Annotated in this window: 10 protein-coding genes; 2 read left to right on the top strand and 8 right to left on the bottom strand. The window is 24.6% G+C overall.

The window, feature by feature from the left end; genetic code table 11:
* Positions 1 to 474: 474 nt before the first annotated feature.
* From AC4FQV_RS11655 to AC4FQV_RS11635, 5 genes are all read right to left on the bottom strand, one after another.
* Positions 475 to 1,698, bottom strand: a complete 1,224-nt coding sequence (locus AC4FQV_RS11655) for a DNA-binding response regulator (protein WP_491165578.1) — start codon at positions 1,696 to 1,698, stop codon at positions 475 to 477.
* 283 nt (positions 1,699 to 1,981) lie between these two features.
* On the bottom strand, positions 1,982 to 2,239 hold the full coding sequence (locus tag AC4FQV_RS11650; RefSeq protein ID WP_491165577.1) for a hypothetical protein: 258 nt from the start codon (positions 2,237 to 2,239) through the stop codon (positions 1,982 to 1,984).
* Entirely contained in the window at positions 2,236 to 3,069 is an 834-nt protein-coding gene (locus tag AC4FQV_RS11645) for a rolling circle replication-associated protein (protein ID WP_491165576.1), read from the bottom strand. Before AC4FQV_RS11645 ends, AC4FQV_RS11650 begins: the two co-directional genes overlap by 4 nt.
* A gap of 196 nt (positions 3,070 to 3,265) precedes the next feature.
* Positions 3,266 to 4,018: a type IV secretory system conjugative DNA transfer family protein gene (locus AC4FQV_RS11640; RefSeq protein ID WP_491165575.1), complete on the bottom strand. Its 753-nt coding sequence runs from the start codon at positions 4,016 to 4,018 to the stop codon at positions 3,266 to 3,268.
* Positions 4,019 to 4,331: 313 nt separating this feature from the next.
* Positions 4,332 to 4,496: a hypothetical protein gene (locus tag AC4FQV_RS11635; RefSeq protein WP_491165574.1), complete on the bottom strand. Its 165-nt coding sequence runs from the start codon at positions 4,494 to 4,496 to the stop codon at positions 4,332 to 4,334.
* A gap of 1,328 nt (positions 4,497 to 5,824) precedes the next feature.
* Between AC4FQV_RS11635 and AC4FQV_RS11630 the strand changes: the two genes are divergently transcribed.
* Complete coding sequence (locus AC4FQV_RS11630; RefSeq protein ID WP_491165573.1) at positions 5,825 to 6,547, top strand: hypothetical protein; 723 nt, start codon at positions 5,825 to 5,827, stop codon at positions 6,545 to 6,547.
* 662 nt (positions 6,548 to 7,209) lie between these two features.
* On the opposite strand, the gene lnu(P) is transcribed toward AC4FQV_RS11630, so the two are convergent.
* Complete coding sequence (lnu(P), locus tag AC4FQV_RS11625) at positions 7,210 to 7,710, bottom strand: lincosamide nucleotidyltransferase Lnu(P) (RefSeq protein WP_022071788.1); 501 nt, start codon at positions 7,708 to 7,710, stop codon at positions 7,210 to 7,212.
* A gap of 155 nt (positions 7,711 to 7,865) precedes the next feature.
* Entirely contained in the window at positions 7,866 to 8,912 is a 1,047-nt protein-coding gene (locus AC4FQV_RS11620) for an IS1595-like element ISCpe8 family transposase (RefSeq protein WP_055259069.1), read from the bottom strand.
* Positions 8,913 to 9,417: 505 nt separating this feature from the next.
* Between AC4FQV_RS11620 and AC4FQV_RS11615 the strand changes: the two genes are divergently transcribed.
* Entirely contained in the window at positions 9,418 to 10,212 is a 795-nt protein-coding gene (locus AC4FQV_RS11615) for a hypothetical protein (RefSeq protein ID WP_491165572.1), read from the top strand.
* 99 nt (positions 10,213 to 10,311) lie between these two features.
* On the opposite strand, the gene AC4FQV_RS11610 is transcribed toward AC4FQV_RS11615, so the two are convergent.
* A complete protein-coding gene (locus AC4FQV_RS11610) occupies positions 10,312 to 10,719 on the bottom strand; it encodes a DNA-binding protein (protein WP_491165571.1) in 408 nt (135 codons plus the stop codon).
* Positions 10,720 to 10,946: the final 227 nt, after the last annotated feature.

Genomic DNA, 10,946 nt, shown 5'->3' with positions numbered 1-10,946 from the left:
AGACTAAATATTATAAAGTCTAAAGACAAGTACAAAGTACTCATAATACAAGCCGAGAAAAAATGACCCCCTTTTTTTTATTTAAGAGATTCTATACACACCGCCTAAACATATATATGGAACTTCTCTCTAACACTAATCCTTTAATAAAATCTAGCCTTCGTAACCTAAATATTATAAAGTCTAAAGACAAGTACAAAGTACTCATAATACAAGCCGAGAAAAAATGACCCCCTTTTTTATTTAGTAGTCTCTATACACACTAGCTGAACATATCCAGGGAACTTCTCTCTAATACCAATACTTTAATAAAATCTAACCTTCGTAGACTAAATATTATAAAGTCTAAAGACAAGTACAAAGTACTCATAATACAAGCCGAGAAAAAATGACCCCCTTTTTTTTATAATAATTAATAAAAATATATTTGACTAATGCGAAGATATTATCTTATAATACAAAAAGAGAACAAGGTTATATTAAACCTTGCTCTTTTATTGCTTGAATATCTCGTTTATATGTCTTTATAGATATATCTAACGTAGAACATATATCTTTTCTTTTTAGACCTTCTCGCAAAAGGTCTATTATTTTTTCTCTTCTTTGTCTAATCTCTTCTTTTTTAGTTAATTTATTTTTTAATTTTAATTGTTCTTGATATTTCTTTTTCTTATAAATTCTATCTCTTCTCTTGTATTCTTCCTTAGAAATTATTATCGTCATATATTTTTGTTCTTCTTCATTAATTTCTAATAATTCTATAAGAGTATCGTTCTTATATTTATATTGCTTATTTTTATCTAAATAACATCTTTCAGCACTTCTAGTTGCTCTTATAACCTCACTTTTTCTTAAAGGTTGTCTAAAAATACTATTTAGCTCTAAAACATCACTTAAAGACTTCTGACTATCTTCTGTAAAACTACAAAGATAATATCTATATAAAAATAATATAAGTTCTCTGTGACCTTTTAAATCATATTCTCTAAGTTCACAAAGTTTTATTATGTCTTGTATTCTTCCATAATAAAGACTTCTTTCTCTAAATATAAAATTTACTTTTCTAGGTCTACCTTTTTTTACTTCATATGGCTTTAACTCTGGAAGAAAACAATCTTGTATTTCTCTTAAATCATAAACATAATCATATTTATCTAAAATACTTACTACAGTATTTGATTTAGAGTTCTTGCTTCCTGGTACCCTTAATATTCTTGTTGCATCTAATGCTTGTCTATCTGCTCCTAATTCTTTTAATTGATTATATAAATAATCTTGTATTGCTTTCCATAATGGCAATGCTTTACTAGGTACTGCATTTATTAACCATATTAAATAAATTCCTCTCCCACTATCTATCACATAATTTGGTATGGGTATTGTCTTATTAAAATAATTTTCTTCTAAATCCATAAGTAACTGTGTTCTTATTTTACCAGTTTTATAATAATCTAAGTCTATAAATAGAGCATTTAATTCTTTTATATTTTCCAACCTTCTGCACGGCTTATAAAATGTATTCGGTGTTATATATATATTTTCACCACTAATATCTAAATCTTTTAATTCAGCATATTTATAGTGCCATTGTTTATATCCTTTTTTATTTATAATGCTCCTAGTTATCCAACCTTTACTTCTACTATGAATAGTATCTATATAATTATTTTTATCCAGCTTTAATGCAGCATTTATCACTTATTCCCCTCCCTTCTGTAAAACTAAGAAAATTATATCATATTTTCAAAAATTATTAACTATTATTGAAGCTTAATAAAAAATAGTAAGTCCAAAATTAAAATTTAAACTATTTTTATGTTTTAATTTATTATTTTTTTATTTTAAAAATTTTCCTAAATTATCAACTATATTTTTAAATATATAATTTTATCTCCTTGTTTAGTGAATCCAAAAACATTTGATATTAAATACAATATAGCAAAAATACGTTAATACCTTTACTATATTGTATTTAATATTTTTAAATTTCTCCTAAATTATCAACTATGTTTTCTATAGATAGACTTAATCCATATTTACTACTACTAAGGTTTAAATTAAAAGTATATCTATTCATAGGTGTTATCTTATCTAAAACTTCCATATCTTTTTCAAAAATATTAAAAACATCTCCACTTGTTAAGTCTAATAAACCAATCATTAAGTATTGCTCCTTATTATCCTTTTTCTCCTTTATTTCAATTTTAGTACAAAGCATATTTACATTGTTAATAATCATACTATTTCCTCCTTTTTTGATAAATCTAAATACGTTACAGTTCCTTTGTGTTCTTGATTATATTTATCTAAATATCCTATATCATAGGAGTTAGTGTATTGAATTTCATATTCTTTAAAGTCTTTTAATATTTCTTCAATATCTCTGTTATCATAACTTGTTTTTATAACTGGTTTATTAAGAGTTTTTTTGCTATACCCATAAACTCTATATCCTTCTAAATTTGTTTCTGATAAATCTTTAACTATATAACATGAAACATACAGAGCTATGTTATTATTTTTTTCATCTTCTAAATTTCTTATATCTACAAAACCATGTTTCCAATATTTATTCATGAAATTTTTCTCAAAATTTTTATGAAACTCCGATTTTTTTTCTTTATTTTTTGCAAAATTAATATTTTTAGGTAGCTCATAATTAGTTAAAACATGATAATGTAATCTTTTATTTTTACTTCCGAACTCTAATATCCAAATGTATTTTAAATTTTTTTTAGTTTTTCTAAGTTTGTTAAAGAAATTATTTAATAACTTCTTACTGGACTTATAATTTGTTTCTGCTGAAAAAGTTAAGGTTATAAAAGTTTTCATATCCGAATTACTTTTTATTAGCCTTATAATATTATTTCTTGATTTTGTTAAAGTAGTTTTTCTATTTCTTTTATTATTTTTAATTTTTTCTTTTTTTCCTAAATTTTTTTTTCCTTTTCTACCTTCTGCATTATTGCTTTTACCATTTTTCTTTATTAGATAGTCATTCACTTTGTAAAGCTCTATCCTATCACTTCCACTCAAAATTATTTTTAAATTATATAGACTGCTCTCCATAAAACAAGTAACCACTATATGAATTAAACAGTTTCTATCAAGTTTATAGATAATATAATTTTTAATTATCAGCTTTGTTTTATTTCTTAGCCCTTATGGTCACGGTGTGTTTGTGATACATCACAAAATATCACACCATGACCAACGGTCTTGAAATAAAACAATTCTTAATAATTAAAAATTATTTAATCATAAACTAAATAGCATAAGTTTTTCCTTTTTGTAATTTTGAGTGTAATATATAAAATTCTCTTTGATTTAATGCTCCACTTCCTAAACTTGCTCCAGTAAAAGCTCTTAATGTACTTTCTTCTATTGTTCTAAAAGCTACTCTAACATTGAATAATTGTTTAAACTTACAATCTTCCGAATTTCCTTTTTGCATTATAACTATAAGATATATATTATAATGCCTTGCTTGACTTAATAAATCTTGTATAACTTTATCTATCCCTTTAAAATTACTTAGAGTATTGTATTCATCTATGACTATATAATAAGGTCTTGGTCTTATAGTTTTGTTTTCAGCTATTCTTTTTAGGAATTTTAATATATTATCATGTCCATTAATTCTATCGGCTTTAATTCCGTTAAAATCATTAGCAAAACAATTCAAAAGTGTAATATCTGCTCCTTTAAGCCTTTTTAATGCTCCGTGAATACATTTTGTTTTTCCACTAAGAGAAGTCCCTACAACGCCTATATGTGGAGTAATAAGCATATCTGCAATTATAGGCTCACCTTTTAAGTCAAAACCTAAGACTAATTTAGTAGGATCTAACTTAATTTCTTTAAATTCAAGTTCTTTTATATCTTTGGTTATTATATCTAAATCAACTATATTACCTTTGTTACTTAAAAGCTCTATATAATAACCTTTAAATAAACTTTTAATATATTCTTTAGATTTTTCTAATTCTGTATAACTTGTTATACCTTCTATGTCCAAGTTTATTAATAATCCGTAATTTGTTATTTTAATATTTTTTATCTTAGGTTTTTCTCCTTGTGAATTATAAATTTTTTTTTCATCAAAAAAATAATCTAATTTTTTTAATGCTCTTTTTACTTCCTTATGTTCTTCATCAAAAAAATTTTTAGTTATCCAGTTGCTTATAGGAATTGATAAAATAATAGCAGCTCCTAAATTTAAAATATTTATTATTTTTCCTCAACTCTTTTAAATTGATATAGTTTATATATATGTATTTAACTGTTAAAAGGTTCTTATAACAGTTAATTTTTTTAAAAAAAAAGAAGGTTTATTTGCCTTCTGTATCTTTTAAATATTCTTTATACAAAATACTTTTAATAAAAACACTATCTCCACCAATAGCTCCCTTCTCTTTAACCCATTTATATAATTTTTTTTCTTCTTCGTTTTCACGAAAGTTTACAGTTATTCTTGTTTGTTTTTTATTCCCCATAATTTCACTCCTAACTAATTTTAATTGTTATTAATATATTCTATTAGATTTAATAAATTTCCTTTTTGAAAGATATATTAAATGTTCTTTCAAAAATTTTTAAAAAAAAGGATTTTTTAAGTTTGATAAAATAAATAAAATTGGAAATTTTAATTGAAATAATAATATAAAAAACTTGCAATTAAGTCTTTTTTCTCTATATTCAATAATAGAACTAGCGTGATATTCCAATTTAGCTTTATAACTGGTTTTGAAAAATTAAATATAATTTTATAAAAAAAAATTTTTAAAATTAATATTTTTTAAAATAAAGTAAAAAATTCCTATATAATATTATAAGTAATAGACAAACTTAAAAATTTTATTTTGAAAGCTTACACAATTAACACAACCAACTACGAAGATGTATAGAGCTCCACCAAAGTTCTTTAAATCAGAGTAGGTTAATTGAGGTAGGTTGCATTTTGGAAAACTAGCTACCAACTAGATTAAGAAATGCAGGGTTATCGCGTCATGCATCGAGAGGTGCTCGTGATGTGGTGAAGGGGGCTGACTACTAAAATTATTGCACCAACAATAATTTTAGATGACTTCTACCCACTAATTTTATTATATGGATATGGGCGACAAGGAAATGATGTACTGTAGTTAAAAGCTTGGTATGTCTGAATAAATAGAAGTGGTGAAAATCCACCTCGTGGGATAAGTGGAAACTTATAACATTGAGCACAGCGGGGGAATCGGATTGATGTAACAATCAATCAGCTAGGAAACTAGCAACGATAAATAGCTCAACCCGTAAAGGGATTGTTGATTTAAAAGGCAACAATTTAAAGCAATCAGAACGGTTGCGACTGTGTAAAGAAATAACGAAGTGGCGAGGCCAAACAACGTTGAAGCATTAATGTAACCAAAGCTATTCTAAAGGATAGTGAGTAATAGAGTTCTTCTATATTCGACTCTTGGACTTATGTCCTACAAGTTAATGTGGAGTGACCAGAGCGTTATTTCGTAACTATTTATTCTAACTTGGTGATACCTAACCGTGATTTAGAGTGGTGTCTAAATTGACGAAGGTATGAAGCATCGTAATGAGTAAGTCCTCAATATGAGGGTGTAATTTTGCAGGGCAGTAAAATTGCATTAACAGATATACAGGTGGTGCTGGTATCATATGTTAGCTGAAAGTGGATACCTTTTTTAAAATAAAATTTTTAAGATTGTTGCTATTGTACAAGTGGTGTTGTTAATAGCAATAATCAAATTAATCTCGGGAGAGAAAGTTTGTTGAAAGACTTAAAATAAATAACTGGGAGGTTATTGATTTTATGAAAGTCAATTACTTATGCAAATCGTGGCAATTTATGTTACAACAAATAGTTTATTTAGTTAGTAAAGGATATATTTATTATTCATTAGGTGAAATACCTATAAATAAATCTCATAAATCAAAAAATATAGATTCAAAAATTATTGAAAAATATAATATAAATTTAAGTAAAGACCAAAGAGCTAGAAGGAAGAAAAAGAAATTAGCAAATTTTTATTATTTGAGATGGAAAAATCAATTTGTAATTTTGCATACAGAAGGAAATTTAGAAAAACCTATAGACGATAAATTTAATAATATCTTGAAAAAAAATAATGAAAAAGATAAGTTTAGAATAAAAATTGGTACGGATCTATGGGTTAATATAGTTCTAGTGAATGGAAAAGCAACTGTAGTTTTGGATAAAAAAACATATAAAAATATAAAAACTGAATTAGATGATTTAGTAAAAAAGAGATATATAAAAAAATTATATAAAAGATTTAGTATGTTAAATTCTATTCCAGCTTGGAGTGGAATTGTTAAACAGAAATTTTTACTCCAAAGTGAAATTTTTAAATCAGCAAAAAAATATGGATTAAATACAAAAAAGGGTAATCAAATTAAATATCCCTTTGAGTATGAAAATTTAACTGAATATCCACTTTGGATAAATACTTATAGAAAACCTGTAAATAAAGATTTTATTAATATAGATAATGAAATAACAAAATGGTTATAGTATGGCTTGTTCATCAAGCTACAGTCAATAGGCTCGTAGCTTTTATTACGAGCTATTAAAAAAAATAAAAAAGCATCTTATTGGTGCTTTTTTTCTATCTTAAATAACTTTAAACCTATTAAATGAAGTTTTATTTCTTTTATTATCAACTCTTAACCTTTCAATTTCTTCAACTTATTTTTTAAAGAATTTTTTCTTATTTATATAATTTAAATATTATTACACAATAACAATTAATTAGTTCTTTTGTTATTTTATACAATATACTATAATGTTAAATAATCTTATATATTAATCCAATTACATATTTTAATTACTACATAAAAAAGAAAAATCCACCAGAAACTCCTACATTAAAATATCTTTATAAATTTTGAACATATATAATTTAATTAAGGAGGGAAATAAAAAAATAATGGATAATGAAAATATTCTAAATAAAGAAATAGACCTTATACAATCTTGTATAAATAGAATGGCTCATAATTCTTTTATTATTAGGCTATGTTAGCTATCTTCGTGATAGATATGACATAAAAACAACCACGCCTTAGACTTTTCAATACATTGAATTATAAGATGTGGTTGTTTTTATGACTTATTATAAATTCTTCGTGATATAGTAATATTATTAAATCTACAGATTATAATTTATCGCTAATTTAAAAATTTTCATATTCTTTAGGTATCGGAATGTTAAATTCTTTACATAATAATTTTACATCATGAATATCACTTTCTCCAAATTCATACCCTAAGTGAAATAAGACTTGATTTTTAGCATTTATACAAGAAACCATAATATTCCCTATTTTTCCAACACCATCGAATATATTTTTTTGAAAAACTTCGCCTTCATAACATATGGTTCCATCACAGTTATCTTTAAACATGTGTAAATCAATAATTCGTAATTTATTATCAGACCAAATAGTATGCACTTCACTTGTATACTCCACTACAATTTCATTAAATCCTTTATTTTTAATTATTTCAATAAATTTATTATAGTTTTTTTCTTCTACAAATAAATCAATGTCATTATGCTGACGTGTTTCTTTTCCAAGTAAAGCATCTACACCCCAACCACCATCTAACCATATTTCTATATTATTATTATATGCCCAACTCAATATTTCACAAGCATCATTTATTCCAATCACTTTATCACCTCTAGAAATTTCTATTTATATATAATATTAATAATATCTTCACTTCACATTATATAACAATTGTGAACTTAATTATATTATACAAAGTATTCAATTATTTTACAATTATAAAATGGTTTCATTAATTCTAAGTAAAGTTCCTTATTTTATATTAACTCAATGAATCTATTTCTAATAGTGGCTCTAGTTACATAAGTATCCTTAGTAGCTACATTCACTAGCATATCTTTAATTCGGTCATTCTTTTTATTTTTCTTACTTAGTTGTAGAAATTTAAACCAAGCCAAATAATTATTGATATATTTTGTGGATACACCATTAAAAGTCATTAACCATCTCTTAAAGCTACTGTGAAGAGCATTTATATGCTGTAAATGATAAACACTATCTATCATTGATTTTCCCCTAGGAACTTGCTTTAACTCTATATTCAACTTATCCTTTATTGCCATATATGATTTATGTGAATCTACGCAAAAAGTAGCATCTTCACATATTTTATTGTCAAAGAAGTTAATTATTTGATTTGTTGTAATTCTGCCATTACAAACAGCACTCATAAGGATATTTCCTTTTCTATCAATTGCTGTCTCTATGCAAATCTGCTCTTTTGATATTCCTCTTTTCTTCTTATCATTTTTACCTTTACCTCTTTTTCTAGGATTTCTAGGCATTACAAATGTAGTACTTTTAGAATGATTCCCTTTAAAAGACTCCTTAATAAAGCATTCATCTACTTCAACTATACCTTCAACTTTATCATTTTTTAATGATAAATTGATTACATCAAGTATCCTATGACGCATGTAAAAAGACGTTTTAACACCTACTCCTACTTCTTCAGCACATTTTCTTATAGAAAGTCCTAATATCATTAATTCGCAGTATTTTAGCCATTTATCTAACCCTAATTTTGTATTAGAGAATGGGGACATAGTAAACTCATCAAAACTTGTACGACAACGTTTACATATATATCTTTGTCTTCCATTAGATTTCCCATTTTTATTTACATCTTTACATTGACATTTTGGGCACTCGTATCCTTTAGAAAATCTACTTTCTTTAACATTATCTCTAATTTCAGAAGAATTAAATAAAGTACTTAATACTTCTTGTGCTACTGAAATTAACTCTGTAAGTTCATTCTTTTTTAAATCTTTTATCATAGCTTTTATATCTATTTTTGACATAATATTAGGTATCCTTTCTGTAAATTAGTTGAAATATAGTCTATACCTATATTATAGCCTATTTTAGATATAATTAATCACAAAGTTAGCTAACATAGCCTATTATTAAAGGCTGGTTAATTTCATTAATTACAATAACATTAACACTATTACCTAAAAATTTCAATATAACAATACTATGTATTGTTGCTATAACAATAACTATGTTCATATGGTATCTAGATGGATTTTTCTTAAAAGTTGAAATGTTATATAGATGGAAATATGAGTGGGTTATAAAAAAAAGAATCATTACAACTGAACATATGTATGATTTGAACCCATATAATGAAAAAATGTGGCTACCTAATAAAGATGGTTCAAATAAAAAAACGCCTAACATATTTAAAACAATGTTCTCTAAAACAATATTTCCAATATATATTACAACTATACTAATTATAATATTTATACTTATAACTTCTTATAAATATTAAATTCAAATAAATATTGGAGGAAAATTAAAATGTACAAGAAATATAAATTAAAAAAAAATAAAGATTTAATTTCTTTAGCTGAAAATTATGCCGATTTTGGAGAAAAAATAATTGAAAATAAAAAAATAAATATAAAAAAGAATTTAGAAACTTATATAAATAAAGATGGATATATTGATATGAATAATTTATCCAATGAATGGTTTCCTATCTCTGAATATGATATTTTTTTATCACATTCTCATAAAGATTTAGAAATAATAAAAGGTTTAGTAGGTTTTTTCAAAGAAAAATTTAATTTAAATGTTTTTGTTGACTCATATGTCTGGGGATACTGTAATGATTTATTAAAAGAATTAGATAATAAATATTGTCTTAAAGAAAATTCATGCTTTGACTATGATAAAAGAAATTATTCAACTTCACATGTACATATTATGCTCTCAACAGCTTTAAATGAAATAATTGATAAATCAGAATGTATAATATTCCTAGAAAGCGAAAACTCTTTAAATGTAAAAGATATAATTGAAAATGGTACAAGCTCTCCATGGATATATTCTGAACTAATGACTAGTAAATTAATCAAAATAAAAATACCTAAAAGATTTTCACAACTAGAAATACGTTCAAACCATGAAAATATGAAACCTATGTATCGTTGCGACCTATCTGACTTTGAAGAACTTGATGTAAATCAATTATCATATATAGCCTCTCTAAAATTAAATAAAAAAGAAGAATATTTAAATGAAATTTATAAACTACCCTTAAACTACTATAAATATAATAAATCTAAATTAAATAAATATATAATTAATTAAGTAATATCCAATTAGAAAAGAAGCTGATAAATTATATTTTCATTTTCTTTTCTAATTTTTCAAACAATGCTTTAAAAATAATTATAAAGATTAATAGGTTTAAATGAATTTAAATTTAAACCTATTAAACCAATTTGTATTTCGTTTATTATACTCATCAGCTCTTCTTTTTAGTTCCTCTCTTTTTTCTAATAATAGAACCTCTGTACTGTTTAAAGCTTTTTTCTGAATTTCTTGATTATTTAATATAATTTGATTCTGTTGTTCTAACAACATCATTAATTTTTTGTTATCATCTCTTAACCTTTCAATTTCTTCAACTTGTTGTTTAACCAATTTTTCTAAAGGATTCTCTCCTTTTAAATAATTTAAACCTTCGGAATTAATATGTTTAATTCCTTTTTCTATAATAACAAACTGTTTAAATTCTTCTTTCTTTAGTTGTCTATAAATTGCCTGTTTAGTTATATTAAGCTCCTTAGAAGCCTGTTCTACAGTATAATACATAACTTTAAACTCCTTTAAATCATAAGTTTAATAAGTTTAATATTCTACAATCCATAAATTTTTCCTCTACATTCTATACACACTAGCTGAACATATCCAGGGAACTTCTCTCTAACACTAATACTTTAATAAAATCTAACCTTCGTAGACTAAATATTATAAAGTCTAAAGACAAGTACAAAGTACTCATAATACAAGCCGAGAAAAAATGACCCCCTTTTTTTTAT

It is taken from the genome of Clostridium sp. TJA038 (assembly GCF_058310255.1).
The sequence above is the reverse complement of the archived record's forward strand: the minus strand, read 5'-3'. Positions and strand labels throughout refer to the sequence as shown.